25 protein-coding genes and 3 pseudogenes are annotated in these 25,086 nt (G+C 59.9%); 18 read left to right on the forward strand and 10 right to left on the reverse strand.

The annotated features are described in order from the left end of the window. Positions 1-48: 48 nt before the first annotated feature. Complete coding sequence (locus C2L65_RS18480) at positions 49-717, reverse strand: TetR/AcrR family transcriptional regulator (RefSeq protein ID WP_042304667.1); 669 nt, start codon at positions 715-717, stop codon at positions 49-51. Positions 718-878: 161 nt separating this feature from the next. Here C2L65_RS18480 and C2L65_RS18485 point away from each other — a divergent pair, with 161 nt between their 5' ends. The 4 genes from C2L65_RS18485 to C2L65_RS18500 all read left to right on the forward strand — a co-directional run bounded on the left by C2L65_RS18485 (position 879) and on the right by C2L65_RS18500 (position 4,896). Further along, positions 879-1,727, forward strand: a complete 849-nt coding sequence (locus C2L65_RS18485; RefSeq protein WP_042304666.1) for a fumarylacetoacetate hydrolase family protein — start codon at positions 879-881, stop codon at positions 1,725-1,727. Between the two features lie 62 nt (positions 1,728-1,789). Then, a complete protein-coding gene (locus tag C2L65_RS18490) occupies positions 1,790-2,728 on the forward strand; it encodes a VOC family protein (protein ID WP_042304665.1) in 939 nt (312 codons plus the stop codon). Positions 2,729-2,841: 113 nt separating this feature from the next. Beyond that, entirely contained in the window at positions 2,842-4,479 is a 1,638-nt protein-coding gene (mhpA, locus tag C2L65_RS18495) for a bifunctional 3-(3-hydroxy-phenyl)propionate/3-hydroxycinnamic acid hydroxylase MhpA (RefSeq protein ID WP_042304664.1), read from the forward strand. A 51-nt stretch (positions 4,480-4,530) separates the two neighbouring features. Then, positions 4,531-4,896, forward strand: a complete 366-nt coding sequence (locus C2L65_RS18500) for a BON domain-containing protein (protein ID WP_042304663.1) — start codon at positions 4,531-4,533, stop codon at positions 4,894-4,896. A gap of 46 nt (positions 4,897-4,942) precedes the next feature. Here C2L65_RS18500 and C2L65_RS18505 read toward each other — a convergent pair whose 3' ends face one another. Further along, entirely contained in the window at positions 4,943-5,839 is an 897-nt protein-coding gene (locus C2L65_RS18505) for a LysR family transcriptional regulator (RefSeq protein ID WP_042304662.1), read from the reverse strand. A gap of 122 nt (positions 5,840-5,961) precedes the next feature. Here C2L65_RS18505 and C2L65_RS18510 point away from each other — a divergent pair, with 122 nt between their 5' ends. The 4 genes from C2L65_RS18510 (at position 5,962) to C2L65_RS18525 (ending at position 9,975) form a co-directional block, all read left to right on the forward strand. After that, positions 5,962-7,311 (forward strand): MFS transporter, encoded by a 1,350-nt coding sequence (locus C2L65_RS18510; RefSeq protein WP_042304661.1) that lies wholly within the window; start codon positions 5,962-5,964, stop codon positions 7,309-7,311. Positions 7,312-7,384: 73 nt separating this feature from the next. Next, positions 7,385-8,467 (forward strand): porin, encoded by a 1,083-nt coding sequence (locus C2L65_RS18515; RefSeq protein ID WP_042304660.1) that lies wholly within the window; start codon positions 7,385-7,387, stop codon positions 8,465-8,467. Between the two features lie 60 nt (positions 8,468-8,527). Then, positions 8,528-9,307: an alpha/beta fold hydrolase gene (locus C2L65_RS18520; RefSeq protein WP_042304659.1), complete on the forward strand. Its 780-nt coding sequence runs from the start codon at positions 8,528-8,530 to the stop codon at positions 9,305-9,307. A gap of 65 nt (positions 9,308-9,372) precedes the next feature. Further along, positions 9,373-9,975, forward strand: coding sequence for a nuclear transport factor 2 family protein (locus C2L65_RS18525; RefSeq protein ID WP_042304658.1), 603 nt, complete (start codon positions 9,373-9,375; stop codon positions 9,973-9,975). Positions 9,976-10,293: 318 nt separating this feature from the next. Here C2L65_RS18525 and C2L65_RS18530 read toward each other — a convergent pair whose 3' ends face one another. The 5 genes from C2L65_RS18530 to C2L65_RS18550 form a co-directional block, all read right to left on the reverse strand. Then, entirely contained in the window at positions 10,294-10,557 is a 264-nt protein-coding gene (locus C2L65_RS18530; protein WP_042304657.1) for a hypothetical protein, read from the reverse strand. Next, a complete protein-coding gene (locus C2L65_RS18535) occupies positions 10,547-11,758 on the reverse strand; it encodes a benzoate/H(+) symporter BenE family transporter (RefSeq protein WP_233446574.1) in 1,212 nt (403 codons plus the stop codon). The genes C2L65_RS18530 and C2L65_RS18535 overlap by 11 nt, the downstream gene beginning before the upstream one ends. 15 nt (positions 11,759-11,773) lie before the next feature. Beyond that, positions 11,774-12,052, reverse strand: a complete 279-nt coding sequence (gene catC, locus C2L65_RS18540; protein WP_042304656.1) for a muconolactone Delta-isomerase — start codon at positions 12,050-12,052, stop codon at positions 11,774-11,776. Between the two features lie 94 nt (positions 12,053-12,146). Then, positions 12,147-13,271: a muconate/chloromuconate family cycloisomerase gene (locus C2L65_RS18545; protein ID WP_042304655.1), complete on the reverse strand. Its 1,125-nt coding sequence runs from the start codon at positions 13,269-13,271 to the stop codon at positions 12,147-12,149. Between the two features lie 105 nt (positions 13,272-13,376). Then, complete coding sequence (locus C2L65_RS18550) at positions 13,377-14,300, reverse strand: LysR family transcriptional regulator (RefSeq protein WP_042304654.1); 924 nt, start codon at positions 14,298-14,300, stop codon at positions 13,377-13,379. A 174-nt stretch (positions 14,301-14,474) separates the two neighbouring features. Between C2L65_RS18550 and catA the strand changes: the two genes are divergently transcribed. The 7 genes from catA (at position 14,475) to C2L65_RS46400 (ending at position 19,958) form a co-directional block, all read left to right on the forward strand. Next, positions 14,475-15,410, forward strand: coding sequence for a catechol 1,2-dioxygenase (catA, locus tag C2L65_RS18555; RefSeq protein ID WP_042304653.1), 936 nt, complete (start codon positions 14,475-14,477; stop codon positions 15,408-15,410). Between the two features lie 112 nt (positions 15,411-15,522). Continuing rightward, on the forward strand, positions 15,523-16,881 hold the full coding sequence (locus C2L65_RS18560) for a Rieske 2Fe-2S domain-containing protein (RefSeq protein ID WP_042304652.1): 1,359 nt from the start codon (positions 15,523-15,525) through the stop codon (positions 16,879-16,881). Beyond that, complete coding sequence (gene benB / locus C2L65_RS18565) at positions 16,878-17,366, forward strand: benzoate 1,2-dioxygenase small subunit (RefSeq protein WP_042304651.1); 489 nt, start codon at positions 16,878-16,880, stop codon at positions 17,364-17,366. Before C2L65_RS18560 ends, benB begins: the two co-directional genes overlap by 4 nt. A 39-nt stretch (positions 17,367-17,405) precedes the next feature. Beyond that, positions 17,406-18,428, forward strand: a complete 1,023-nt coding sequence (gene benC / locus C2L65_RS18570) for a benzoate 1,2-dioxygenase electron transfer component BenC (protein ID WP_042304650.1) — start codon at positions 17,406-17,408, stop codon at positions 18,426-18,428. Beyond that, a complete protein-coding gene (benD, locus tag C2L65_RS18575; RefSeq protein WP_042304649.1) occupies positions 18,425-19,201 on the forward strand; it encodes a benzoate diol dehydrogenase BenD in 777 nt (258 codons plus the stop codon). The genes benC and benD overlap by 4 nt, the downstream gene beginning before the upstream one ends. Before the next feature lie 46 nt (positions 19,202-19,247). After that, on the forward strand, positions 19,248-19,646 hold the full coding sequence (locus C2L65_RS18580; protein ID WP_042304648.1) for a RidA family protein: 399 nt from the start codon (positions 19,248-19,250) through the stop codon (positions 19,644-19,646). Positions 19,647-19,685: 39 nt separating this feature from the next. Then, positions 19,686-19,958 (forward strand): hypothetical protein, encoded by a 273-nt coding sequence (locus tag C2L65_RS46400; protein WP_081920727.1) that lies wholly within the window; start codon positions 19,686-19,688, stop codon positions 19,956-19,958. Between the two features lie 26 nt (positions 19,959-19,984). Here the strand turns inward: C2L65_RS46400 and C2L65_RS18585 are convergent. The 3 genes and pseudogenes from C2L65_RS18585 to C2L65_RS18595 all read right to left on the reverse strand — a co-directional run. After that, a pseudogene (locus C2L65_RS18585) lies at positions 19,985-20,357 on the reverse strand (IS6 family transposase); the annotation flags it as partial. Positions 20,358-20,435: 78 nt separating this feature from the next. Next, positions 20,436-20,665, reverse strand: a pseudogene (locus C2L65_RS46625) (amidase); the annotation flags it as partial. A 210-nt stretch (positions 20,666-20,875) separates the two neighbouring features. Beyond that, on the reverse strand, positions 20,876-22,222 hold the full coding sequence (locus tag C2L65_RS18595; protein WP_042304645.1) for an MFS transporter: 1,347 nt from the start codon (positions 22,220-22,222) through the stop codon (positions 20,876-20,878). A 450-nt stretch (positions 22,223-22,672) separates the two neighbouring features. On the opposite strand from C2L65_RS18595, the pseudogene C2L65_RS46405 reads away from it, so the two are divergent. The 3 genes and pseudogenes from C2L65_RS46405 to C2L65_RS18610 form a co-directional block, all read left to right on the forward strand. Then, positions 22,673-22,756 (forward strand): annotated as a pseudogene (locus C2L65_RS46405) (IS6 family transposase); the annotation flags it as partial. A gap of 100 nt (positions 22,757-22,856) precedes the next feature. Then, positions 22,857-23,219: a translation initiation factor Sui1 gene (locus C2L65_RS18605; RefSeq protein WP_042304644.1), complete on the forward strand. Its 363-nt coding sequence runs from the start codon at positions 22,857-22,859 to the stop codon at positions 23,217-23,219. Positions 23,220-23,426: 207 nt separating this feature from the next. Then, positions 23,427-24,758, forward strand: coding sequence for a leucine-rich repeat-containing protein kinase family protein (locus C2L65_RS18610; protein ID WP_042304643.1), 1,332 nt, complete (start codon positions 23,427-23,429; stop codon positions 24,756-24,758). Positions 24,759-25,086: the final 328 nt, after the last annotated feature.

Genomic DNA, 25,086 nt, shown 5'->3' on the forward strand with positions numbered 1-25,086 from the left:
AGCCTATCGTTGACAGCAAAGCAATACGAGGTCGGCGCGGCAAACGGATCAGACGACTTTCTCGAACACCACGCCCTGAGGCCGGCCGCAATCTGCGATTGGCGCAAATGCGAGTTCGCGTGCTTCGGCCTCGTCGACGCCGAAACCTCGTAGCAGGGCGAACATGGACTGTTCGGTGTAGTCGTCGGGCGCTTCACCAGACAGTAGAGTTTCGATGCCATACATGATTGCGCCCAGGGCGATATCACGCGCAACGGTAACGTGCCCTACATGGAACCGGCCCGCGTCAATCGCGAGTTGAAGATCGCGAGTCAGGTATTCATCGAGCAACCGGCCGCGTGAGCCGCGCCGCGTACCCACTCGCGTAATGAACGCGCCCCACAGCGGATAACGGACGGCCATCGTCATGTACAACCGCGAACCGACGACAACCCGCCTCGCGGGGTCAGGCTCATTCAGAACGAGGGGATCGATGACCTCGAGCACTTCGTCGCTGCTTTCGCCCGCGACGGCCACGAGCAATTCGGAAGTGGTCCGGAAATAGTTGTAGAACGTCCCGCGCGCCACACCCGCCGCCGCGATGAAGTCGTCGATCATCGGCGCGTCGGGTCCTTTCTCGGCGAAAACAGCCAGCGCGCTCTCGATCAGACGGTTGCGCGTCTTTTCACGGCGCAGCGCGCCGACACGGCTTTGATAGTTGTCCTCGGGCTCTTTCATTCGGTCTTTCATCCTTCGTCGCAACGCCGTCCCATTGTACGGGTTTGTCCTGGCGCCATTATAATTGACGTTTTTGTCAAAACGACTAATATTCGTTATGACGAATTTGTCAAAACAAGGTGAGCCAATGGCTCGTCTGCATCGAATGTCAGGAGACACACATGCGACTGGTGAGTTGTGAACGGAACGGCAAGGCCGCGCTCGGTATCCGCGAAGGCGATGAAGTGCGCGTAATTGGCAGCGAGACGTTGGAGTCTTTGCTGGCGCGAGGCGTCGATCTGGTGGGATACGCGCGCGAACATGCTTCGCAGGAACGCGTGCCCGTCTCGCAGATCCGCTTTCTTCCGCCGCTTTCCCGGCCGCCCAAGATCATCTGTGTCGGCCTGAATTTTTCGGATCACACGTCCGAAAGCAAATACGAGCAGCCCGACTATCCGACGCTGTTCTTCCGCGTCGCGACGAGCTTGATTGCGCACGATCAGCCGATGATCCGGCCGCGCGTGACCGATTCCGAAGGTCTCGATTACGAAGGCGAGATCGCGGTGGTGATCGGCAAGGGTGGGCGCCACATCAGCAAGGACGCTGCGCTTTCGCACGTCGCCGGCTACTCGGTGTTCAACGACGGATCGGTGCGCGAGTACCAGTTCAAGACGCCGCAATGGACGGTTGGCAAGAACTTCGACGGCACGGGCGCATTCGGCCCCGATCTCGTCACGGCCGACGAGTTGCCGCCGGGCGTAAAGGGCTTGCGACTTGAAACACGCCTGAACGGCGAAGTGGTGCAGTCGGCGTGTACGGACGAGATGGTGTTCGATGTCGAGAGCCTGATCAGCATCATCAGCGAGGCCATCACGCTGGAAGCGGGCGATGTCATCGTGTCGGGCACGCCGTCGGGCATCGGCTGGGCGCGCTCGCCGAAGCTGCTGATGAAAGCGGGCGACGTGTGCGAGGTCAGTGTCGAGAAGATCGGCACGCTGCGCAACGTCATCGCCGACGAATCCGCCGAGTGATTTCCGATAATCGTTGAGACAGCCCGCCGTCGAGCGGGCGAATCCAGAAGATGGAGACAGAGATGACCGTCAATCCGGCAGCCTCGGCACGCGCGAGCGTCCATTCGATCGACCACTTCGCGTTGAACGTTCCGTCGATCGAAGAGGCCGCACACTTTTATCGCAGCTTCGGACTTCGTGTCGAAACGGCCGGCGAGCGTCGGCAGGAACTCGCGCTATACGCGACGGACGGCCATCGCTGGGCGCGCATCCTGCCCGCCGCGCGGAAGTCGCTTGCGTATCTGTCGTTCAACTGCTTCGCCGCCGACTTCGACGCACTGTATGCACGCATCGCGGACGCCGGTGCGCAGTTCGTCGTCGGGGCGGAACAGGACGGAATCTGGTTCCGCGATCCGGACGGCAACCTCTTGCAGGTCAAGGTCGGCCCGAAGACGAGTCCTTCGTCCAAGAAGGCGAGCATGGTCGCAGGTTGTCCCGCCGATGCGCGCGGCTCGCACACGCGTTCCGAATCGAAGGTCGTGCATCCGCGGCGTCTTTCGCATGTGCTGCTGTTCACGCCCGACGTGTTGCGCGCGCTCGACTTCTACGCCAACGCGCTTGGCTTGCGGCTCTCGGACAAGTCGCAGGACATCATCGCGTTCACGCATGCGCCGCACGGCAGCGATCATCATCTGGTCGCGTTTGCGAAGAGCCACGCGCGCGGCTGGCATCACGCGGCATGGGACGTGGACGACGTCAACATGGTCGGCGAAGGCGCATCGCAGATGGCGGCAGCCGGCTATCCGAAAGGCTGGGGCACGGGCCGCCATGTGCTCGGCTCGAATTACTTCCACTACGTCGAAGATCCGTGGGGCTCGTTCTGCGAATACTCCGCCGACATCGACTTCGTGTCGGCAGGTCAGACGTGGCCCGCGGGCGACTACGAGCCGCACGATTCGCTGTATCTGTGGGGCCCGCCCGTGCCCGACAACTTCATCCGCAACACCGAGGCGCCTGCATAGGGCCGCAGCCGTGACGCCGCGAGGCTGATCGCATTTCTTCCCGTCGTGCATTGAATGGCAGCCGGAAACGCGCGGCGCCAGGGCACAACTCGCACTTTCGAAGGTGAAATCACATGACCGACTCCCACATTCATGACGTCGTCATCATCGGCTACGGTCCAGTCGGACAATCGCTGGCCATTCTGCTCGGCGAGCGCGGCTACGACGTTGCCGTCTACGAGCGGTGGCCGTCGCTGTATCCGCTGCCGCGCGCCGTATTCCACGATCACGAGATTCGCCGCGTCTTTCACGCGATGGGAATCGGTGAGGAGATCGAGGCCATTTCGCAGCCGTCGGCCAAGTATCAGTGGTTCAACACGGACTGGAAGACGCTGGTCGAAATCGACTGGTCGGCCGAGTCGATCAGCGACGGTCCCGTCGGCTATCTGTTCAATCAACCGTCGCTCGAAGCGCTGCTCGACCGCAAGGCGAAGTCGCTCGCAACGGTGTCGGTGAACCAGGGCTGGGAAGCAGTCGAACTGCGCCAGCAGGCCGACTATTGCGAAGTCACGCTGCGGCGCAGTCACAACGAAAACGGTACATGGGTGCTGACGGATGAAACGCGCACGGTACGCGCGCGCTATGTGGTCGGCGCGGATGGCGCGAACAGTTTCGTGCGCAAGTCGCTTGGCATCACGTTCGAGGATCTGGGCTTCCAGGAAGACTGGCTCGTGATCGACCTTCAGCCGCATGAAGGCGTCAAGCTAGACGTACCCGACATCGGACAGTGGTGCAATCCGGCGCGACCGACAACGATGGTGCCCGGCGGCCCCGGCTACCGTCGATGGGAATTCATGCGCCTGCCGCACGAGACGCGCGAGGAAATGCAGACGCCCGAAAAGGTGTGGTCGCTGCTGTCGAAATGGGTGACGCCGGAGCAGGCCACGCTGGTTCGCTACGCGCTGTACACGTTCCGCTCGCTGATCGCGGAGAACTGGCGCGAGAGGCGCGTGCTGCTTGCGGGCGACGCCGCGCATCAGATGCCGCCGTTCATGGGGCAGGGCATGTGCTCGGGTCTGCGCGACGCATGGAATCTGGCGTGGCGTTTCGATCTGATCCTCAAAGGCATTGCGCGCGACGATGTGCTCGACGGCTACACGCCCGAGCGTCGGCCGCAGGTACGCGCCGTGATCGACGCATCGATCGCGATGGGGCAGGTCGTGTGCATTTCGGACCCGGAGCAGGCTGCGCGGCGCGACGCGTCCTATCTATCCGGCGATGTGCCGCCGTTGCCGCCGTTCCCCGGCTTGACGGGTGGGCTGATCCGCATCGAACAGAACTCCGCGGATGGCGGTATCGCGGGTCAACTGAGCGTTCACGGCCCGGTGCGAAACGACGGCGAGGTGATGCGCTACGACGAAGCGATCGGCAATGGCTTCCACGTGATCGCGCTCGATGCCGACCCGGACTTGCATCTCGACGGTGAGACGCTCGCTACGCTCGCGCGCATCGGTGCGCGGAGCATCGGCGTTACGCGCGATGAAAGCAAGGTTGTCGCGGGACGCGTGCTGTACGACGTGAGCGGAAAGTATCAGACGTTCTTCGCCGAACACGGCGCGAAGGCGATGATCGTGCGGCCGGATTACTACGTGTTCGGCGCGGTGGATACGCTGTCCGATCTCCCCACGCTGGCCGGCATGCTCACGTCGCGACTCGCGCTCTCGGGTGAGCCGGATCGTAGCGCCGAGGGCGTCGGCGCACTCGAAGCGTAAGTCGCGCTGCGGGCGACAGGCACTCACAACAATGACAACAGGAGAACACGCATGAAAGCAGGCTACCTGATGAGTATGATCGCAGCCGCGATCGCCGGGCTGACGTCTTTTAACGCGCAAGCGCAAAGCGCCAGTTCGCCCCTCGCGGCTTCCGCGATGGCGGGTTCGCCCGCCACCAGTCCGAAGGCGATGAAAGCCGCCGATCGTCGGCTGCAGAAAGACGTGTTGCACGCACTGGCGAGGACTAAGGGGCTGAATGCGTCGGGCATTTCGGTTCGCGCGCGTAATGGTGTCGTGACGCTTCAGGGCACGGTGCCCGAGCAGTCCCAGACTGACGTTGCCGCGCATGCGGCTGAGTCGGTGGCTGGCGTCGCGTCAGTGAAAAACGCGCTCGGCGTGCGCGACGAAGGGCAGTGAGTTCATGCCGGCCTGCTAGCGGCGTCGTTGGCCGCTAGCAGGCGCCTCACTGACGCAACGTGCTGGCGACCAGTGCCCTGAACCAACGATGCCCCGCATCGTTGTGATAGCGCGCGTGCCAGAACTGCTGCACCGTCAGGTCTTCGAGTGGAATCGGCAGCGTGAAGACGTCGACGGCTGCGAGTCGCGAGAAGAGCGCAGCCAGCTCCTCGGGCACGACGGCGATGTAGTCGGAATTGGCGACGAGGCCCGGAACCGCGAGCAGATACGGCACATCCACGCCGATCCGCAGTTTCATGCCTTGCCGCCGCAATTCCTTTTCGAGCAACTGGTTGGTGATCGCAAGCGTCGCCGAGACCACGTGCCGGCTCGCAACGAAACGCTCCAGCGACATCTTCACCGTCTTGCGCGTGCCGCTTCCCGCGATGATGCCCACCAGCGACCGTCTGAACAGCGACTGCTGATGCAGGTTCTCGCCTAACCGCCCCAGATAGCCGATCGCCAGATCGACCTCGCCGTCCTGCAGCGCTGAGGCCAGTTCCACCGATGGCACCTGGATCGGTCGCAGCGTCGCGTTCGGCGCCTGTGCGTGCAGCGCGGCAAGCAGCCGTGGCAGCAGCACGATCACGCCCATATCGCTCAGACACACGGAAAACGTGCGTGTGGTCGTCGCGGCGTCGAATGACTTCGCCTGCCAGATGTCCTGCCGGATGACGGCCAACGCACGCTGCACGCCGTCGATCACTTTTTCTCCGACAGGCGTGGGCGCCATCACGGCGCCCGCGCGCACGAACAGATCGTCCTGGAACGACTCGCGCAAACGCGCGAGCGCGTGACTGACGGCCGGTTGCGTCAGCCCGAGCCGGTCTGCCGCGCGGGACACGCTGCGCTCGAGCGCAAGGGCTTCGATGACGTACAGAGCGTTGAGATCGGGCTGATCCATCTATGCACCAGATTCATATTCGGTATGAAAGACATTGTATAGATTTATAGCACTGCTGCGTTTAACTTGGACCCCACGCAACCGACCGCGCACAGAAGCGGCACACAATCAGGAGACAATCGATGAACGGCAGCGCTATCACGGCAGAAGGTCTTATCAATGCGAGAAAAACATCAGGATTGCAGATCGTCGTTCTGGTGATGTGTTTTCTTGTCGTGGCGATGGATGGTTTCGACGTCGCCTCAGTCGGCTACGTCGCGCCGCTGCTCAAGCGCGAATGGCTGCTGGGACCGCAACAACTGGGAACGATGTTCGGCGCGGGGCTCGTGGGTCTGACGGTCGGCAGTTTCGTGTTCGGTCCACTCGCGGATCGCATCGGCCGCAAGCGGACGATCGTGATGTCGGTTGTGCTGTTCGGCCTTGGCAGCCTGTTGACGTCGTTTGCGACGACGCCCGGCTGGTTCATCGCGCTGCGTTTCCTCACGGGCGTCGGGCTGGGCGGTGGCATGCCGACGGCCATCACGCTCAGTTCGGAGTACAGCCCGGAGCGGCATCGTCCGATGCTCGTCACGCTGATGTTCTGCGGTTTTACGATCGGCCTCGCATTCGGCGGGCAGCTTGCGGCGCTCATCATGCCCGTCTGGGGCTGGCGCGGCGTTTTCGTCGCGGGCGGCGTCGCGCCGCTCGTTCTCGCGCCGCTGTTGTGGTGGATGCTGCCGGAGTCGCTGCGCTTCATGCTCGGCAAGCGCAAGTACGAAGCCGAAGCGCAGCGTGTTCTGGATCGTCTGTCGGACGCCGCCGCGATCGCCGCCGAACCTGTTACGCATGCGCCCACAACGTCGACTACGGTGACCACGCCGTCTGTATCGACACGGCCTTACGCGACGCTCTTCAACGCGCATTACCGGAAAGGCACGCTGCTGTTGTGGCTCGCGTTCTTCTGCACGCTGTGGGTCTATTACCAGATCAGCAGCTGGCTGCCTTCCGTGCTCGCCGACTCCGGCATGAGCGCGGCACGCGCCGCGCAGGTGAGTGCGCTGCTGCCCGTCAGCGGCACAGTCGGGGCGCTCGTCAATGCCGCGCTGATGCGGCGCATGAACCCGTTCATCGTGCTCAGCGTGTCTTACGTGGTCGCGGCGATTTCAATCGCGTGCATCGGGCACGCGATGAACACCCCCGTTCTGCTCGCGGTAGCCGTGTGGTTTTCGGGGCTGGGGCTCTCGGGTGCGCAGACGGGCGCGAATGTGCTGGTCGCGGGCTTCTACGAAACCCGGGCGCGGGCCACGGGTGTCAGCTGGGCGCTCGGTGTCGGGCGGGTGGGATCGATCATCGGTTCGATGACGGGCGGTCTGCTGCTCGTGCTGCTGCACTCGCCAGCCGTGGCGTTTACCGTCTTCGCGGCGCCCGCGCTGGTGGCCGCGATCGCAATGCTCGGCACAGGCTGGCTTTATCGGGCGAAGGCGGTGCATTGACCAATACGCGCAGTCATATAAAGCGGCGCGAGAAGACGCGCCCATAACGACAACAACAGGAACGGAGACATCGATGAAAAAGCTTGCGGTCGCGACGTGCGTCGCGTGCGTTGCAGTGGGCGCACACGCTCAAGGCAGCGCGACGATTTTTGGGTTGCTGGACGAAGGCTTGACGTTCGTGACGAACGAAAAAGGCAGTCACAGCTACAAACTCGACAACTCGATTCTTTATCCGAGCATGTTCGGGATCAAAGGCGCGGAAGATCTCGGCGGTGGCACGAAAGCCGTGTTTGCACTGGTCTCGCAGTTCAACATCGGTACGGGTGCGTCGATGCCCGCTGGTTCTATCTTCGGGCGCAACGCTTATATCGGCGTCGCCAACGACAGATACGGCACGCTCACGATGGGCAACCAGTACGACTTCATGACCGACACGCTCTTCTACAACGGCTATGACGCGGGCTATGCGTACGGCGGTCTCTACAACCTGCGACAGGGACCGTTCGCGAAACTGGGCGTACCGGAGAATCCGACGGGCGCCTTCGAGTTCGACAACGTCGGCGGCGCGCATCGCGTGCAGAACTCGGTCAAGTACGTATCGCCGAATGTCGCCGGTGTGACAGTCGGCGCGATGTACGGTTTCGGCGGCGTGGCGGGATCGTTCCAGGCCAACCGTACGACAGGCTTCTCGGTGAACTACATTGCGGGCGACTTCGCGATCGGCGGCGCCTATGTCGACGCGCACTACCCGGAACTCGCCAATGGTCAGGAAGGCATCCGCAATTACGGCGTCGGCATGCGGTACGACGGCCTCGGCAACCGCTACAACCTGCTTTTTACCGACACGAAAAATACGCTGACGGGCGGCGAGGTGTGGGTGGTGCAGGCCGGCGTGTCACGCTGGCTGGGCGCGGCGTGGCTGATCGGCGCGAACTATCAGTACATGAAGGGCAATGCGCAACTCGCGCACAACAAGGCGAGCCAGGTGACGGCCGGCGTCCAGTACCTGCTGTCGAAGCGGACCAATGTCTATGTAGAAGGCGCATTCCAGCAGGCGGGCGGAGATGGCCCGGCGTTCGCCTGGATCAACGGGCTGTCGCCATCCGGCTCGAACCGGCAGACCGCATTGCGTGTCGGTCTGGCGACGCGCTTCTGAACCCCCTCGCGGCGCGGCATTCAACCGCGTGTAGAGACACGAACCAACAGGTAACGGAACATGGATGAGAAACAGTACAACGGCCCCGGAGGCATGGTCGTCGACGAACGCGGCGACGGCCCTCGCATCGTGTTCGTCCACGGCGGTGGTATCGGCGGAGCGATGGCGTGGCAGGCGCAATGGCCGCTCGCCGATGAATGGCGACTCGTGATGCCGGCGCGACCCGGTTATGGCAAAAGCCCATGGCCGGGCAGCGAAGACTTCGAACGGGACGCAGCGTACGTAGCGCAACTTCTGGAACCGGGCGATCACGTCGTGGCCCATTCGTACGGCGCCGCCGTTGCGATGCTGGCGGTCACCCGCGATTGCGCCCGCGTTGCGTCGCTGACGCTGATCGAATCGGGCACGAGCGCAATTGCCAAAGACGATCCGCGAGTGACGGCATTTCACTATGCGGCGCTGGGTCTTGCCGCGCATCCACCTGCGGAAGACGAAGCGTATCTTCGCGCGCTCTTCAGGATATTGGAGCCGACGCAGCCGTTGCCCGAACCGTTGCCGCCGCCGTTGCGAGTCTTCGCGAGCCATCTGCGGCATTTTCGTTCTCCGTCGGAAGCAGTCGTTCCCGAGCGAGAGCTATCGGTGGCGCACATGCCGAAGCTGCACGTGTCGGGAGGGCACAGTGCCGCATACGAAGGGATTACCGATGCGCTGGCGGCGCGACTGGGCGGTGAGCGCGTCGTCATCGAAGGCGGCGGCCATGCGCCACAACATACAGGCGAGCGCTTCAACGCCATGCTTCGACGGTTTCTCAGCGGCGTGTCGTTATCGGCCACTGCATAACAATATTGAATCGAATCGCGATTATTCGAGGCGTTTCTAATACGCCACATTAAAGGAGTTCGAGCATGTCAACCGCTGTAGAAGACCGTTTGCAGATCACCGACCTGATCACGGGCTGGATCCATCGCGATCTGGGCGAATGGGACAAGTTGCGCAACCTGTTCCATCCCGATGGCGAGATCGAAGTCACCTGGTTCGAAGGAGCGTTCACCGATTTCGTCGATGGTTCAATGCGCATGGGCGTATCCGCGTTGCGGACCAAGCATCTCATCGGCACGCCCGTTGTGACGTTCAACGGCGACCGGGCGGTGGTGGAAACCAATGCGGTCATCGTTGGAGAAAACGTCGAATTGGGATTGGGTTGTGTTGCCCACAACCGTTTCGTCGACACGGTTGAACGGCGCAATGGCGTTTGGAAACTATGCAAACGCCAGAGCGTGTACGACATGGGTTCGTTTGCCTTTCCTGTGGGCATCGTGGCGATCGACGCTACCGTCGTTGCAAAGTATCCGCGTGAATATGCTCCGCTGGCATATCTGCTCGAAAAGAGCGGTTTTCCCGTGAGGCGTATCTTTGCGACGCGTGGAAGCAAACTGGAAATGGCGATGAAAGAGGAAGCCCGGCATTGGTTGATGGCAAAACCAGTTGTGGCATTGGCAGCAATGTAGAGCCAGGCGTATCCTGTTCCGCGCAGGCTCGACCTTATACGGCGGCCAGCGTGAGGTGGCTGCCGCCCTTCGCCTTGCGCACGGATGCGCGCAGCCAGCCCACGAAGTCACGAAAAGAAGTTGTTATCAAGTCCGCGCCATAGGCGAGCGCTCTTCCGTTTTCGGCCATTCGACATCACACGCCAGGCTCTGTACAAGCAGTTGCGGTCGCTTTTTCCAACGTGATATCTAGCCAATTTCGGAGCGGGCAAGCGACGTACTAGCTGCGACTGTCTCTCGCTTCACATGCCGGCAAGTTGTTTAGTGTGGATGCGACATCTATTTCATCCGCCTCTCGTGCCCCTCCAGGATACTGAGAAGCTTTTCCAGCTTGATACGTTGAGCAGGTCCCAGCCCCGGCATTTCGTGGATTTCATACAGACGCCGGCGCCAGTAAGTCTGAGCGAATACCGAGTGCGTTCCGTCTGCAGCCAGCGCTTTCTCGAGATTGGAAATTTCCGCATCTGCATTGCGGAGAGCGTGCCTGTTCGAGACGCTCAGACCCCAGCGACGAGTTTCCTTGACCATGTCATCACGAGACATGCTTATGACCGGCTCTTCCGAGAACCAGATGAGCCAACGTGCCCAAAACGATACCCCAGAACGCCGCACCGAGACCTAAAAAGCTCATGTTGGAAGCTGTGGCGATGAACGTGATGAACGACGCTTCGCGATGAGCGTCGTCTTGCACCAGCCCGACGATGTTCGTCGCAATAGCACCGAGCAAAGCAAGACCTGCGAGCACTGCAACGAAAGCGTTAGGGAGGGCTGCGAACAGCATGACTACCGTCCCCGCGAAGGCGCCCCCTATGAGGTAGAAGAGCCCATTCGCGATGCCTGCGACGTAGCGGCGCTCCGGGTCACGATGTGCGTCGGGACCGGTACACAAGGCCGCGGTGATTGCTGCGATGACAATCGTTATGCCACCGGCGAACGCGACCAGAATCGACGCCAGGCTGGTCCCCACGAGAACCGGGCGACTCGGCGTCTGATAACCGGATACCCGCAAGATAGCGAAGCCGGGCAGGAATTGGCCAGTCAAGCTCACGATAACCAGCGGGACAGCCAGGCTCACGGTTGACTGCCAGGACCAGGTTGGCATTGTGAACACGGGACGAGTAACGTGGAGACTTACCGACTGCAGATTCGTCAAACCGAGTGCCACAGCGAGAGCGCAACCGAACGCCAGAACCAGGATGAGGCAGTAGCGCGCGGCCCATCGACGGAAAACGATGTAACTCGCGAGCATTCCCAGCGCAAGCCACGGAGTGGTTGCCACCGACTTGAATACATTAGTGCCGAACTGAAAGAGAATGCCTGCCATCATTGCGCAGGCTATCCCTTTCGGTATGCGCTTCACTATCTGGTCAAACAACCCCGACACGCCAAGCACGAAAATGCACGCGCCGGCGATGATGTATGCACCGATTGCCTCGCTCACAGGCATGCCAGGAAAGAGCGAAACAAGCAACGCGGTTCCGGGCGCAGACCAGGCCGTTATGATTGGCTGCTTCAGCCACCAACTCAATGTTATGCCGGAGACTGCTGCGCCTATAGAAATTGCCCAGATCCAGGACGCGACGACGTCATTGCCGACATGGGCACTACGCGCCGCCTGGAAGAAGATTGCAAGCGGTCCGGCGTAAGAAATGATGACGGCAAGCAGCCCTGCGGTGACTGCCGACATGGACCAGCGCCCCATCGGAGCGGCGGACACTAGCGTACCTTCGTTGTCGCGCTGCATGGCATCCAGAAGGCGTTAGTGGATGGAGGACGGGTGACGTGCGAGCGCAGTCACCTTCATCGTCATATACGGAAACAGTGGCAGGCCAGAGAGAATGGTGTGCAGTTCGTCGTTGGACTCGACATCGAAAATGCTGTAGTTGGCATATTCACCGACCACGCGATGCAGTTGCTGCCATTTGCCCTGACGTTGAAGCTCCTGTGAGTAAGCTTTTTCGCGGGCCTTGATTTCATCAGCCTGAGCCATCGGCATATCGTCTGGCAGGTGTACATCCATTCTTACGAGATAAAGCATGTGTCTCTCATTTATAAAATTGGGTCTCTCAGGTTCGGCAGCACACCGTTGGAATGAACCGGTGTGTTCGATGCCGGAACGACTCTGCGCTCGGTTATTTTTTGTCGCGACGATAGAAAGCGAGCTTTTCTTCGTCGATATGCAGACCTAGCCCCGGTCCTTCTGGCAGATGAAGGTCGAAGTCCCGATACTGCGGTCTTGTGGTGACAATGTCGTCTTTCAATAAGAGTGGCCCGAACAACTCAGTACCCCACGCAAGTTGTGGAAGCGCGCTGAACCCATGTGCCGACGCAATCGACCCAATGCTGCCCTCCAGCATCGTGCCGCCGTACAGCGCTACGCCGGCCGCATCCGCGATAGCGGCCGCGCGCATCATTCCGTAAATCCCACCGGACTTCGCAATCTTCAACGCGAACACGTCCGCGCATGCGTCACGTACGAGTTCAAGCGCGTCCTCCGGTCCCGTCACAGCTTCGTCAGCCATGATGGGCACGATGAACCGCGCGGAAAGCCTGGCGAGTACCCCGCGCTGCTCACGCGGCGTAGGCTGCTCGATGAGATCAATGCCAGCAGCTTCGAGCGCCTGGATTCCGAGCGTTGCGTCCACCTCATTCCACGCCTGATTCACGTCGACTGTGACCTTGGCGCGGTCGCCAAGCGCGGACTTGATTTTCGATACGTGAGCGACGTCATCACGAACGCTACGTCGGCCAATCTTCAATTTGAAAGTGTTGTGGCGACGCTCCGCCAGGAGCATTTCTGCTTCCTCGATGTCTCGTTGTGTATCGCCGCTCGCGAGCGTCCAGAGGACGGGAAGCGTCTTGCGGACGGCGCCGCCAAGAAGGGTCGAAACAGGGACGCCCAGGCGCTTGCCTTGCGCGTCCAGCAAGGCGGTCTCGATTGCACATTTTGCAAACCGGTTTCCCTGAGCAACCTTATTCAGCTTGAGCATTGCACCATTGACGTTGGTCGCGTCCAGCCCAACAAGTGCCGGTGCCAGGTAAGTGTCGATGGTCAGCTTGATACCTTCGGGGCTTTCTTCGCCGTACGACAGGCCGCCAATCGTGGTGGCTTCGCCAATACCCTCGATGCCGTCGCTCGAGCGCAGACGAACGACGACCAAAGTTTGTTGCTGCATGGTCGCCATTGCTAGCTGATGCGCGCGAATGGTTGGGAGGTCAACCAGAACGGTTTCGACGGATGTGATTTGGGCGTTCATACCTGGAATGTTGGAGTTGAAGGGTTGCTGAAGTATTGCGTGCTCAGCAACCCCATGTCCAACACCATCGACGTCTAGTGCCATACCCCCGAGGTATGACGTGTGTCACCGGCCGAAATCGTTGCGGGCCGCATAGGGGATACCTTCCTCCTCATACAGCCGATAGATGAGTTCGAGCATTTCCCGAATGTCGCGTGATTCGTCGAGCGCACGCATGCTCATGATGATTGGCGAAACCAAAGTCGGGTCGTCAAGTTCCTTGTAGCTCACATCGTCTCGCTTCAGACCGTAGACGCTACTCGGAACGACCGAAATGCCTTCGCCCGCCGCCACGAGGCCTAGCGCAATCTGCAATTCACGTACTTCGTATATCCGGCGAGGCTTGAGACCGCGGTCCTTGAATGCCGACAGTACTTGGTCCGCATAACTGGGTCGCGGGGCCTTAGGGAAAATAATCAAGGTCTCGTTGACCAGGTCGCTGAGAGCGAGGACGGGCTTGACCAGTGAGAGTGAGTGGCCCTCCGGGAGCGCAACAATCATCTTCTCTTCGCGAAGAATCACCCGACGGATGTTCGCTTCCTCATGCCGAATGCGGCCGAACCCGACATCAATTTGACCGCTTTTCAGCGCTCTGATCTGGTCCATCGTCGACATCTCGTGGAGGCTGAGTTCGACTGTAGTGTTCTCGTCGCGGAATCGCCGGATGATTTTGGGCAGCATTCCGTACAAGGTCGAGCCAACGAAACCTATAGAGAGACTGCGCTCGATGTTGCCCACGCGCCTCGTCATGGATTCCAGGTCGGAGGTCTGAGCCAGCAACTGGAGGGCATGGGCGTAAAAGAACTTGCCCGTCTCCGTTAACTGCAACGGGCGTGAATCGCGCTGGAATAGCTGAACCTGAAGCAGCTCTTCAAGTTGCTGTATCTGACGGCTCAACGGCGGTTGGGCCATATTCAGGCGCTTTGCCGCGCGTGTGAAATTGCGTTCCTCGGCCACAGCGACAAAATAGCGAAGGTGCCGCAGTTCCATCTCAATACCTCGTAGATATAGACCGATACTAAATCAGTGTTGGACGAGGCCTTCCGGCGTCGATTATTCTGCATTCACACTCTGTTTCAGCACCCATTATACCTCTCAGGCATATTCAAGCGGGCGCTAAACGAAGGGTTTACCCCAGCAAAAAATAGAGATTCAGGAGCAGACATGAGCGTCAAAGTGTTCGATACGAAGGAAGTGCAGGACCTGCTGAAGGCGGCCGCTAACATGGGTAGCGAGGACGGCAGTACACGCGCAAAGCAGATCGTCAATCGCCTGTTGGGCGACCTGTTCAAGGCCATCGACGACCTCGACATGACGCCCGACGAAATCTGGGCCGGCGTCCACTACTTCAACAAGCTTGGCCAGGACGGCGAAGCTGCTCTGCTTGCTGCTGGTCTCGGTCTGGAAAAATTCCTCGACATTCGCATGGACGCCGAGGACAAGGCGGCAGAAATCACGGGTGGCACGCCGCGTACCATCGAAGGTCCGTTGTATGTTGCGGGTGCGCCAGTGCGCGACGGTATATCGAAGATTGACGTCAATCCGGACGAAGGCGCGGGCCCGCTGGTCATCCGCGGCACGGTCACCGGCCCGGATGGCAAGCCTGTCGCAAATGCCCTGGTCGAGTGCTGGCACGCCAACTCAAAGGGCTTCTATTCGCACTTCGACCCGACCGGCGCGCAGAGCGAGTTCAACCTGCGCGGTGCCGTCAGCACTGACGCTCACGGTAAGTACGAGTTCCGCACACTCATGCCGGTGGGTTACGGTTGCCCGCCGCATGGCGCGACGCAGCAGTTGTTGAATGTGCTTGCACGTCACGGCAACCGTCCGGCGCATGTTCACTTTTTCGTCACTACCGACAAGTACCGCAAGCTGACGACACAAATCAACATCGAGGGCGACCCGTTGATTTGGGACGACTTCGCCTACGCCACCCGTGAAGACCTGATTCCCCACGTGGTCGAAAAGACGGGCGGCACGGCTCTGGGCATGAAGGCCGACACGTACAAGGAAATCGAGTTCAACATCGAGTTGACTCCGCTGGTTCATGGCAAGGATAACCAGCTCGTCAGTCGCCTGCGCGCCTCCGTCACGGCGTAACCGTTCCGCGCGGCTGCTACCTCGTACCGCTGCTGCCGCTCAATTCTCCTCAAGAATCTTTCGACACCGATGCGCGTGCTTCGTCGCCTGAAGCACGCGTAGGAGAGCACACATGTCTGCCATTCTCAACAAAGCCACGCAACTGGATGAGCTGCTGCACACCGCGGTTCAGGACGACAAGGAAAACGGAGTATTCCGTTGCCGCCGCGACATCTTCACCAACCCCGATCTGTTTGAACTCGAGATGAAACACATCTTCGAGAGCAACTGGATATATCTGGCGCATGAAAGCCAGATTCCCGAAAACAACGATTACTACACGACCTGGATTGGACGCCAGCCCGTGGTTATCACTCGCGACAAGAACGGCGAGCTCCACGCGGTCATTAACGCCTGTGCGCACAAAGGCGCGATGCTGTGCCGGAAAAAGCACGGCAACAAAGGCACCTTCACCTGTCCTTTCCACGGCTGGAGCTTCGCCAACACCGGCAAGCTGCTGAAAGTAAAAGATGTGAAGACCACCGAATACCCGGTGCAATTCAATACCAACGGCTCGCACGACCTGAAGAAAGTTGCACGCTTTCAGAGCTATCGCGGCTTCCTGTTTGGCAGCCTCAACGCGGACGCTATTCCACTTGAGGAGTACCTCGGCGAGACGAAGGTCATCATCGACCAGATTGTCGACCAGGCTGCAAACGGGCTGGAAGTGTTGCGGGGCAACTCCTCGTACATCTACGACGGCAACTGGAAGATGCAGATGGAGAACGGTTGCGACGGCTATCACGTGAGCACCGTTCACTGGAACTATGCCGCGACGATGGACCGTCGCAAGGTAGAGGGCACCAAGGCGGTGGACGCGAACAGCTGGAGCAAGTCGGTGGCCGGCGTGTATGGATTCGACCACGGCCACATCCTGCTGTGGACCAAGACCATGAATCCCGAAGTGCGCCCGGTCTATCAACACCGCGATGAAATCAAGGCACGCGTGGGCGAAGTCAAGGCGGATTTTATCGTCAACCAGACAAGAAACCTGTGTCTGTATCCGAACGTGTTCCTGATGGACCAGTTCAGTACCCAGATTCGCGTGATACGTCCGATTAGCGTAGACAAAACTGAGGTCAGTATTTTCTGCTTTTCCCCTAAGGGCGAAAGCGCGACCGACCGGGCTACCCGCATCCGGCAATACGAAGATTTCTTCAACGTCTCTGGAATGGGCACGGCAGATGACCTTGAAGAGTTCCGCGCTTGCCAGGCAGGCTATGCCGGCACCACGGCGCTGTGGAACGACCTTTCGCGTGGGGCGCCGCTGTGGGTCGAGGGGGCCGACGCGAACGCAAAAAACATGGGACTGAAGCCGCTCATCTCAGGCGAGCGTAGCGAAGACGAAGGGCTCTTTGTGTGTCAGCACGAATACTGGGTGCATGTGATGCGGGACGCGCTCAAAAAGGAACAAGGGGAGGCACTGGCATGAGCTTCGACTACCAGAAGATCTGTGCCGCGCTGTACCGCGAAGCGCGCCTGCTCGACGACCGGCAGTGGGAAGAATGGCTTGCGTGCTATGCCGAGGACGTCACGTACTGGATGCCCGCGTGGGATGACGACGACCAGCTCACCGACGACCACGAAAGCCAGATTTCGCTTATGTACTACCCGGACCGTGGCGGTCTTGAAGACCGGGTGTTCCGCATCAAGACAGAGCGCAGTAGCGCTTCGATGCCTGAACCACGCACCAGTCACAACGTGACGAACATAGAAGTGCTGGCCGAGCGCGAGAACGAAGTGGACGTGCGCTACAACTTCAATACGCTCAGCCACCGCTACAAAACCACCGACCAGTTTTTCGGCACGATGTTTGTCACTCTGCGCAAAGTCAATGATGAACTATTGATTTCCTACAAGCGCATTGTGTTGAAGGATGACTACATCCGCCAGGTGCTCGACGTTTATCACGTTTGATGTCGAGTGTCAGCGGAAATCAGAAGTACAGGAGGCAAGATGTCCAGCTACAACGTTGCACTGAATTTTGAAGACGGCGTGACCCGCTTTGTCACATGCAAGGCGGGCGAGAAGGTACTTGACGCCGCCTTTCGCGCCAGGATCAACCTGCCAATGGATTGCTCCGACGGCGTGTGCGGTACCTGCAAGTGCCGCGCCGAGAGCGGAAGTTACGATCTTGGCGACGATTACATCGAAGACGCGCTGACCGAGGATGAGAAGGAAAGTGGGCTCGTACTCACCTGCCAGATGGTGCCGCAAAGCGACTGTGTGATTGCAGTGCCGGCATCTTCCACGGTATGCAAGACTGAGCAAAGCAGGTTCGCCGCGACCGTGGCGAAGATCGACCAGCACAACGATGCAGCCGTTGTTCTCGAACTGGACGTGGATGCTGCTGCGCCCGTTTTCCTGGCAGGCCAGTACATCAACATCGATGTTCCAGGCAGCGGTCAATATCGCTCATATTCGTTCTCGTCTGCACCGGGCGAATCGAAGATCAGTTTTCTGATCAAGAAGATTCCTGGCGGCGTGATGAGCACCTGGCTCGAATCCGCACAACAAGGCAACAAGGTAGAGCTAGTCGGACCGCTCGGAAGTTTCTATCTGCGCGCCGTCGAGCGGCCGTTGCTGTTTCTCGCTGGCGGCACGGGCCTGGCTCCGTTTCTGTCGATGCTGGAAGTGCTGGCACGCGCCGACTCGCAGCAGAAAGTCCACCTCATTTATGGCGTGACCCGCGACCTCGACCTGGTGCAGGTTGATGCCATCGAAGCATACAAGGCGAAGTTGCCGAACTTCAGCTATGACACGGTTGTAGCCGATGCGGATTCGAATCATCCGCGCAAGGGTTGGGTGACGCAGCACATGCCAGCTGAGATCCTGAACGAGGGTGATGTCGACGTTTACCTCTGCGGGCCGCCACCGATGGTCGATGCCGTGCGTAAGTATTTCGACGATAACGGCATGACGCCCAACAGCTTTCACTACGAGAAGTTCACTCCGAACGCAGCGCCGAGGACCGTATGAGCACGCAACGATTTGCCGGCAAGGTCATGGTGGTCACGGGTGCTGCGCAGGGCATTGGTCGCGCGGTAGCGCTTCGCGCAGCGGCAGAAGGCGGCAAGGTGCTGTTCGTAGACCGCGCTGACTTCGTGTCAGAAGTCGCCGCCGAAGCGGAAGGCGCGGACACAGCCGGGTTTGTCGCCGACCTTGAGACTTACGAAGGCGCCGCATCGGCGATGGACTTTGCCGCACGCAAGTTCGGCGGCATCGACATTCTGGTCAATGGCGTGGGCGGCGCGATTCGCATGCGTCCCTTCGCCGAATTCGAGCCAGCACAGATCGATGCAGAAATCCGTCGGTCACTCATGCCGACGCTGTACGCCTGCCATGCAGTCTTGCCGTACCTGCTTAAGCGCGGGGGAGGGACCATCGTCAACGTCTCCTCGAATGCCACTCGCGGCATCCGCCGCGTACCGTATTCGGCGGCCAAGGGCGGTGTCAACGCGATTACGCAGTCGCTCGCGATGGAATACGCGGAGCACAACATCCGGGTGGTTGCCACCGCGCCGGGTGGGACCGATGCGCCTCCGCGACGTGTCCCCCGCAATACGGCCGGCGACAGCGAGCAGGAAAAAGTCTGGATGAGCGAAGCGGTCAAGCAGGTCACTGAATCGACGTTCTTCAAACGCTACGGCAGCATCGACGAACAGGCCGCGCCGATTCTGTTCCTCGCTTCGGACGAGGCGGGTTATATCACTGGCACTGTGTTGCCGGTAGCGGGCGGAGATAACGGCTGACATTGTCGACGCTCCCCACGCTCGACATATACAAGGAGACAAATCTGTGAGCGAACGTAAAGCCATCGTCCCTGACGAGATGGAAGCCGTGTACGAAAAGATTCGGTACGCCCCTGCGCTCAAGGTTGGCAACACTCTTTACGTATCTGGTCAGATTGGTCGGAATGCGGCTATGGAATTAGTTGAAGGTCGCGAGGCGCAGATCGTCCAGGCTTTCGAGAACCTCAAGCTTGTGTTGGCTGCTGCAGGTGCATCGATGAGCGACGTGGTTGACCTGACCACGTTCCACACCGACATGCGTGATCTTCCGCTCTTCATGGCAGTGCGTGACCGATATCTTGCGACGGACCCGCTGCCAGCCTGGACGGCAGTGGGCGCCCACATGCTCGGCGGAACGGCCGGTTACATTGTTGAAATCAAGGCCGTAGCTGTACTGCCTGAGTGACGCGGGAGCCAGGCGCATGCCAATATAAGGAGCCGGCCATTGGCCGGCGAAATGCATCAGCAAGCAACACGCGATGTCGTTTCGGTACTCCCGAGTCGCACAGACGACATGGCGCGGCTGGCAATCCTGCTCGAACACGACGAGCCGATCGTCTCCGTCATCGGCAAATACAAGCACGGCAAGAGCCGCCTTCTCAACGAGTTGACTGGACGGGACGATTTTGGATTCTGTCGGAATAAAGACGGCGGCGCGAGCAAATCGCGCAGCCAGATTCGCACGACTTTTTTGACCGTCTCGGGCTCGCCGTTTTGATCGATCGACTTCTCGAAGTGGCGCTAGGCTGCAGCCTTGTCACGGTGGGTACGCAGTCGACCGTCTGGCCGGCGTTGTCACCCGCGCGATATAAATACGTCCATTGACCCTTGACCTTGATGTAGGTCTCATCGACGCGCCAGCTCCTGCCAACAGGGCGCTTGTGACGCCGGAACGCGCCTTCTCCAGCACCGGAAACAGTTTTATTACCCAACGATGCACGGTCGAATGATCGACCAGTATGCCGCGTTCAGCCATCATCTCTTCCAGATTTCGCACACTCAGCCCGCAGGCCCCGTACTACCGCACGCAGATCAACATTGCATCAAGCGGGTAGTGAAGGCATTGAATTATGCGGGCCACGGTCGGAGTCAAGGTCCGCCTCATCAGCCATGTCATTCGTCGCGTTCGCTCGAATCATAAAGCACCATCCTATTGCGACAGAATCGATTCGTTTGCCCATCGTTATGGCGTCGATCAACGGGTAGACTCGCCACCAAATAGGGCGAAGTGAGGTGGTGCGGTGACATTTGATTTCAGCGCGGTACTTGGTTGTTCAAGCAGCGTCAAATCAGGACGTGGCCGGCGGAGAGTCGGGGAGTGTTGAAGACTCGTTCGCGTGCGCGGGCGATAGCAAGCGTCGCTAAATCTCCGCGAAAAGGTCCGATGATCTGTAAGCCGAACGGCATACCCTCATTGTCGATACCCGTGTTCGTTGGAGAGATGACCACGTCGACAAAAACTCGGTTTAGTGACGTCCGCACCACCTTGCACTGGTGATTCCGCATTGGCCATTCAGCCGCTTTCAAGTACGAAGAGCGGCGAGAGATCGCCGCGAAAACCGTCGACGCCACCGGAAGCAAGGCGCTCCCAGCGTGAAGAACAGGCTGGGAGCGCAATCGTGCGTAGGGTCGCGATTAAATGGGATCGACTTCAGGGGCGGAGGACATAGCGACTTCTGGCGGCGCACGCCTCACTTTGATGAGGCACACTGCGAGCATCGCGATGGCCCCAGGAATCGCAATCGCGATGAAATTCTGCTGCAGAGGCAGCGACTGACTCACAAGGAATCCAATCACGATCGGCGCCAGAATTGCACCGCTTCGTCCGACGCCCGACGCCCAGCCGATGCCCGTTGACCGCGCCGCGGTCGGATAGAACTGCCCAGCGAACGCGTATGTGACGATTTGCGTGCCGATCGTCGACGCCCCGGCCAACCCAACGAGAAAGAACAACGCTCCGACGGGAACCTTCACTCCCAGCAAGCTGATGGAAACTGCCGCTAGTCCATACATCACGATTAGCACGTGCTTGATGTTGAAGCGATCCGCGAGCCATCCGCCGCCGATTGCGCCAATCATCGCCCCGAAGTTGAGAACGAGGACAAACGTCAGCGCAGAGCCGAGGCTATAGCCCGCGCTTGCCATCAGCTTGGTCAGCCACGAACTCAACGCGTAGACCATGAAGAGACACATGAAGAAGGCGATCCACAGCATCACGGTGCTGATGCCGCGGCCATCGGCGAAGAGTTGTTTGATGGGAGACCCGGTTTCGGTGCCCTTGTCGTGCAGCGTGAAATGATCGGCTTGCTGAGGGACGTAGGCGGGGTCGATTTTCGGAAGAATCTGTTTCAGCCTGGCCTCGCGCTGGTTGCGTACCAGGAAGGCCAGCGACTCTGGCATTAGCTTCCAGATGACTGGCGCAAGCAACGCGGGAATGCCTGCAGCGAGAAACACGGATTGCCAGCCGTAACGTTCGATCATCGCTTTCCCGACGAGCGCCGCAAGCATTCCGCCGATGGAATAACCGCTGAACATCAACGTGACCATCGTGTTGCGGATCTTGCGTGGCGAGTATTCCGTCATCTGCGCAACCACGTTCGGCATGACGCCGCCGATTCCAAGGCCCGCGAGGAATCGCGCAATGCCGAACGTCACTGGGTCGCCCGTCAAGCCCGCCGCCGCAGTGAAGACGCTAAAGAGCAACAGACAAATGACGATCGCGGGAACGCGACCTATGCGGTCCGCGATGGTGCCGAGAAACACGGCGCCGATCATCATGCCGAGCAACGCCGAACTCACCATGAAGCCGGCACTTGTCGGCGCGACGTTCATGTCGCGCATGATCGATGGCAACGCAATGCCGACGACCGCGAGATCGTATCCATCGAAGATGATGATGAGCGCGCACCACAAGAGCAGAAGAAGGTGGAACTTACTGAATCGGGCTTCATCGCAAAGCTTTTGAACATCGAGATGGCGCATGCTGTCTCCTTTCATGCATGATTTATGGCTTATGTGCGGATGAGCGCGGTTCTGCGCACGCATTGCGTAAAACCGCGATGTCGGATTCTCTAGATGCGAGGGCTTGCTCGGCGCAGTGTCGTAGATCGTGACTGCCGATTAGATTGTCTACGCGGAAGTGTGGCTGTGCTGCATGATGCCCCCATCTCCGTGACCTATCCCTTCAAGTTATTTGTCTAGTAGCGGGCTCAGAATAGGCGAACCGCTGAAGCACCGTCCAATACTGTTTAAGTAGCGCCTGATACTCTTGGGGCATGGAGTGCGCGCTTAATATCAAGCGGAACGTTATGCTTGGATAACGACGCCATATTCCTGGAATCGTGCAAGTAACATATACGACGTACTAAATAAAAATTCAGAGGGATTGTGTGGCTTGGGAGTTTCTTGGGTGATGGGTCTGGCGCTGATGTCGCCGCTTTACTGTTGCCGGTGCTTGAAAAGGCGTTCCGCCGTCGCAAGCGTTCAGTTGGCAGGAGTTGGCGAATGGACGGGACTCAGCGCGATGAAATCACGCGCTCCGGTCGCATTGTTTGGAACGCCCAGCGGGATGCACCCCTGCTAAACTTGTCCTGATTAGTCTTTGAGTAAGCCAATCATGAAGAGTGGTTCAAGAGGTGGTCTTGTCTATTCCACCGACGGCGGCCGGATGTGTCCCGAATGCAGACAGGTGCTCGCGGAATGTGTCTGCAAGGCGGTTGCCAACACACAACCGGTAGGTGATGGCGTGGTACGCGTGAGTCGCGTGACCAAGGGCCGAGGCGGGAAAAGCGTGACGATCGTTAAAGGACTGGCGCTCGATCCTCTTGCCTTGGCGTTGCTAGGCAAGCAGTTGCGCACGGCCTGCGGTTCTGGTGGAACGGTCAAGGATGGCGTGATTGAAGTGCAGGGTGACCATTGCGAGCGGATCATCGAGGCGCTCAGAAAGGACGGCCACAACGCGAAGCGGGCCGGGGGCTAGTTGCTTTAATGAGCGACGACGCGAAGAGTTTGATGGACCGCGTGCGACCACAACCGGTCACTTGCTGGCGGAGCGCGGATGCTTGATCGTGCGGTTCGCCCGATAGAATAGAGGCCAGATAAAGAGCGGTCACCAACCGATGCCGCACCGGCCGCATTGCGCTCCGGCGCTTGCGACTTCCCTGCCATTCTCCGATTCAATCTACGTGTGAAGACTGCTACCCTCGAAGACTTGCGTGACGGGCAACTCGCCGGTGCGCGACAGATCAAGCTCGCCTGCGGGTTGACCGAAATGCCGCGCGAGATCTTCGACCTCGCCGACACCCTGGAGGTGCTCGACCTGTCGGGCAATGCGCTCACGTCGCTGCCGGATGATTTGCCGAAGCTGCGCCACCTGCGCGTCCTGTTCGCCTCGAATAACCCGTTCACCGAATTGCCGCCCGTGCTCGGCGATTGCGAATCGCTGAGCATGGTCGGCTTCAAGGCGAATCGCATCCGGCACGTTTCGGGGCATGCGCTGCCGCGGCAATTGCGCTGGCTGATCCTGACCGATAACGACATCGAAACGCTGCCCACGGAAATCGGCGAGCGTCCGAATTTGCAGAAGCTGATGCTCGCCGGCAACCGGCTGCGGTCGCTGCCCGAGACCATGGCCGCTTGCAGCCGCCTCGAACTGCTGCGCATTTCGGCGAACCGGCTCGACGCCTTGCCCGACTGGCTGTTGCGCTTGCCGCGGCTCGCGTGGCTCGCCTACGCAGGCAATCCGCTGAACGCAGCGCGCGAGCGGGTGGCGCTGGCCGATGCGCCGGTGCCGGAAATCGACTGGCATACGCTCGCGCTTGGACAAACGCTCGGGGAGGGTGCATCCGGCGTGACGCATCGCGCGACGCGTCTCCTGAGCGACGGGCATCCCGTCGAGGCGGTCGCCGTCAAGCTGTTCAAGGGCGCAATAACGAGCGACGGTTTGCCGGAGCTCGAAATGGCCGCATGTCTGCAAGCCGGCCAGCACCCGAATCTCATCCCGGTGCTCGGCAAGATCACGGGGCATCCGCTCGGCGAGCACGGCCTCGTGATGAAGTTGATCCATCCGGCGTTCGGCAATCTCGCCGGGCCTCCGAGCCTCGCCTCCTGTACACGGGACGTCTATGCGGACGACCTACGGTTCGACAAGCCGGTTGCGTTGCATATCGCGGGCGGGATCGCTTCGGCGGCGCAGCATCTGCATCGGCGCGGGATCATGCATGGCGATCTCTACGCGCACAACATCCTGCACGACGGCGCGGGGCACGTATTGCTCGGCGACTTCGGCGCGGCATCGTGCCACGATATCGATGATCGCGCACGGGCACTGGCGCTCGAGCGGATTGAGGTGCGCGCGTTCGGCTGCCTGCTCGAAGAACTCGCGCAACGTTTGGCTGGAGAGGCCGATGACCTCGCCGCTGGGTTCGATGGGCTGATCGAAGACTGTTTCCGCGAGCGCGTCGAGATGCGGCCTTCCTTCGATGAGATTGTCGAGCGGCTGTCTTCGTTGAGCGTTTGAGCGTTTGAGCGGAGCAGGCGGCACTGCGATCGTCGGATAGCGGGTCCATCCGCCCGTAAAGTAATTCAGCGTGCGAGTCCGTCGCTGGGTCGGTTGACGTGTGCGAAAGATCGCCCATCTGCGGCTCTCGAAATGGTCGAAGCCACCGGGCGACCGCTGAACTTCGTCAATATGGCACCCCCATCCCCGTGCAACGCCGCCTCCGTTCAGGCAGCCCAGTCCTTATCCACCAAGGGTTTCAGCCCGGTCGCCCGGTGCGTTGGACGCACTGGTAAACCACTATCGCGCGTGGATTGGTATGCCAGTACTGTCAGACGGGAACGCGTAT

Origin of the sequence: Paraburkholderia terrae (assembly GCF_002902925.1) — a bacterium.
Classification (GTDB): domain Bacteria; phylum Pseudomonadota; class Gammaproteobacteria; order Burkholderiales; family Burkholderiaceae; genus Paraburkholderia; species Paraburkholderia terrae.

What these genes read in the sequence shown, in the direction of transcription:
- C2L65_RS18500 (WP_042304663.1), top strand. Translation starts at nt 4,531, where the DNA reads ATGAAAGCAGGCTACCTGATGAGTATGATCGCAGCCGCGATCGCCGGG.
- catC (WP_042304656.1), bottom strand. Translation starts at nt 12,052, where the DNA reads ATGCTTTATCTCGTAAGAATGGATGTACACCTGCCAGACGATATGCCG.
- C2L65_RS18505 (WP_042304662.1), bottom strand. Translation starts at nt 5,839, where the DNA reads ATGGATCAGCCCGATCTCAACGCTCTGTACGTCATCGAAGCCCTTGCG.
- catA (WP_042304653.1), top strand. Translation starts at nt 14,475, where the DNA reads ATGAGCGTCAAAGTGTTCGATACGAAGGAAGTGCAGGACCTGCTGAAG.
- mhpA (WP_042304664.1), top strand. Translation starts at nt 2,842, where the DNA reads ATGACCGACTCCCACATTCATGACGTCGTCATCATCGGCTACGGTCCA.
- benB (WP_042304651.1), top strand. Translation starts at nt 16,878, where the DNA reads ATGAGCTTCGACTACCAGAAGATCTGTGCCGCGCTGTACCGCGAAGCG.
- C2L65_RS18605 (WP_042304644.1), top strand. Translation starts at nt 22,857, where the DNA reads ATGAAGAGTGGTTCAAGAGGTGGTCTTGTCTATTCCACCGACGGCGGC.
- C2L65_RS18530 (WP_042304657.1), bottom strand. Translation starts at nt 10,557, where the DNA reads ATGTCTCGTGATGACATGGTCAAGGAAACTCGTCGCTGGGGTCTGAGC.
- C2L65_RS18520 (WP_042304659.1), top strand. Translation starts at nt 8,528, where the DNA reads ATGGATGAGAAACAGTACAACGGCCCCGGAGGCATGGTCGTCGACGAA.
- C2L65_RS18595 (WP_042304645.1), bottom strand. Translation starts at nt 22,222, where the DNA reads ATGCGCCATCTCGATGTTCAAAAGCTTTGCGATGAAGCCCGATTCAGT.
- C2L65_RS18510 (WP_042304661.1), top strand. Translation starts at nt 5,962, where the DNA reads ATGAACGGCAGCGCTATCACGGCAGAAGGTCTTATCAATGCGAGAAAA.
- benD (WP_042304649.1), top strand. Translation starts at nt 18,425, where the DNA reads ATGAGCACGCAACGATTTGCCGGCAAGGTCATGGTGGTCACGGGTGCT.
- C2L65_RS18525 (WP_042304658.1), top strand. Translation starts at nt 9,373, where the DNA reads ATGTCAACCGCTGTAGAAGACCGTTTGCAGATCACCGACCTGATCACG.
- C2L65_RS18545 (WP_042304655.1), bottom strand. Translation starts at nt 13,271, where the DNA reads ATGAACGCCCAAATCACATCCGTCGAAACCGTTCTGGTTGACCTCCCA.
- C2L65_RS18535 (WP_233446574.1), bottom strand. Translation starts at nt 11,758, where the DNA reads ATGCAGCGCGACAACGAAGGTACGCTAGTGTCCGCCGCTCCGATGGGG.
- C2L65_RS18550 (WP_042304654.1), bottom strand. Translation starts at nt 14,300, where the DNA reads ATGGAACTGCGGCACCTTCGCTATTTTGTCGCTGTGGCCGAGGAACGC.
- C2L65_RS18490 (WP_042304665.1), top strand. Translation starts at nt 1,790, where the DNA reads ATGACCGTCAATCCGGCAGCCTCGGCACGCGCGAGCGTCCATTCGATC.
- C2L65_RS18485 (WP_042304666.1), top strand. Translation starts at nt 879, where the DNA reads ATGCGACTGGTGAGTTGTGAACGGAACGGCAAGGCCGCGCTCGGTATC.
- C2L65_RS18480 (WP_042304667.1), bottom strand. Translation starts at nt 717, where the DNA reads ATGAAAGAGCCCGAGGACAACTATCAAAGCCGTGTCGGCGCGCTGCGC.
- C2L65_RS18560 (WP_042304652.1), top strand. Translation starts at nt 15,523, where the DNA reads ATGTCTGCCATTCTCAACAAAGCCACGCAACTGGATGAGCTGCTGCAC.
- benC (WP_042304650.1), top strand. Translation starts at nt 17,406, where the DNA reads ATGTCCAGCTACAACGTTGCACTGAATTTTGAAGACGGCGTGACCCGC.
- C2L65_RS18515 (WP_042304660.1), top strand. Translation starts at nt 7,385, where the DNA reads ATGAAAAAGCTTGCGGTCGCGACGTGCGTCGCGTGCGTTGCAGTGGGC.